This is a genomic window from Neisseria sp. P0021.S006 (assembly GCF_051956895.1).
In genome coordinates this window covers 1-1,424 of the sequence record NZ_JBQCWZ010000358.1, presented here as the reverse complement: position 1 = coordinate 1,424, position 1,424 = coordinate 1, and the positions used below count along the sequence as shown (strand labels likewise).

The window sequence follows — 1,424 nt, the reverse complement described above, 5'->3', positions numbered from 1 at the left end:
CGTCTTTATACCAAACAAAGCATTCTTTCCAGTTTTCAGACTGCCTTGTTAAAGTAAGCGTGTATTAAATTCTGACGGTTGCCATTATGTTGTTACTCAAAACGCCTTCTGTATTGCCGGGTTTCAAACTCAGCCTGGGCTTGACGGTTTTATGCCTGTCGCTTTTGGTGGTTTTGCCGTTTGCGATGATGGCGGCCAAAGCGGCAGAAATCGGCTGGAGCGGATTTTGGAACACGATTACCGAACCCAATGTCTTGGCGGCCGTCTGGCTGAGCTTGCGGATGTCGTTTTATGCGATGTTGACCAATATCGTGTTCGGCACGTTGGTCGCCTGGGTATTGGTGCGCTACGAATTTCCAGGCAAAGGGTTGGTAAACGCTTTGGTCGATTTGCCGTTTGCGCTACCGACAGCAGTAACAGGCATTGCATTGGCAACCTTGTATGCGCCCAATGGCTGGATAGGCCGTTTTTTCGAGCCTTTGGGCATCAAAATCGCCTTTACGCCCATCGGTATTTGGATTGCGCTGATTGTCGTCAGTCTGCCCTTTATCGTCCGCGCCGTGCAGCCGGTATTGGAAGAATTGTCAGGCGAGTATGAAGAAGCTGCGGCAACTTTGGGCGCAAGCCGTTGGACTACGTTCCGCCGTGTCCTTTTGCCTGAAATCACACCGGCCTTGTTGACCAGTGCAGGCATGATGTTTGCCCGCTCTACCGGCGAATACGGCTCGGTCATTTTCATCGCAGGCAATATTCCGATGGTGTCTGAAATCCTGCCATTGATTATTACCGGAAAACTGGAGCAATACGATGCTCAGGGCGCGTCTGCCGTTGCTCTGTTTATGCTGATGATTTCATTTGTCATCCTGCTGATTTTAAACATTATGCAATGGACTTTAAGCCGCCGCGCCGGAGCGAGGGTTTAACAAACAACAGGCCGTCTGAAACATCAAGCAAACATTTTTCAGACGGCCTAAAAGGATACAAGAATAAATAGAGACTTCACTAACATGAAAACCCATTCCACTAATCCAAACTTGAGCGAACCGCGTTGGCTGCGCGTATTGCTGACTGCTACCGCCTTGGGCTTTCTGCTGCTGATGCTGGTCGTGCCTTTGGTTGCCGTATTCTATGAGGCCTTAAAAGGCGGTTGGGATTTATACCTGCAATCCTTGACCGATCCCGAGGCATGGTCTGCCATCAAATTGACGCTGATTACCGCGCTGATTGTCGTCCCCGTCAATGCCGTCTTGGGCGTGGCGATGGCGTGGCTGCTGACCCGTTTCGACTTCCGCGGCAAGCAGTTGCTGACTACCCTGCTCGATTTGCCGTTTTCCGTATCGCCCGTGGTGGCCGGTTTGATGTTCGTCTTATTGTTCGGCGCGCACACGGCATTGGGCGGCTGGCTGGAAGCGCAAGGCATACAG

1 protein-coding gene and 1 pseudogene are annotated in these 1,424 nt (G+C 51.4%); both read left to right on the top strand.

The window, feature by feature from the left end:
* Positions 1 to 86: 86 nt before the first annotated feature.
* Complete coding sequence (gene cysT / locus ACTHUM_RS14090; protein WP_070460694.1) at positions 87 to 923, top strand: sulfate ABC transporter permease subunit CysT; 837 nt, start codon at positions 87 to 89, stop codon at positions 921 to 923.
* 84 nt (positions 924 to 1,007) lie between these two features.
* Positions 1,008 to 1,424, top strand: a pseudogene (locus ACTHUM_RS14085) (sulfate ABC transporter permease subunit CysW); the annotation flags it as partial.

Coding starts and splice junctions, on each gene's coding strand:
- cysT (WP_070460694.1), top strand. CDS start 87: ATGTTGTTACTCAAAACGCCTTCTGTATTGCCGGGTTTCAAACTCAGC.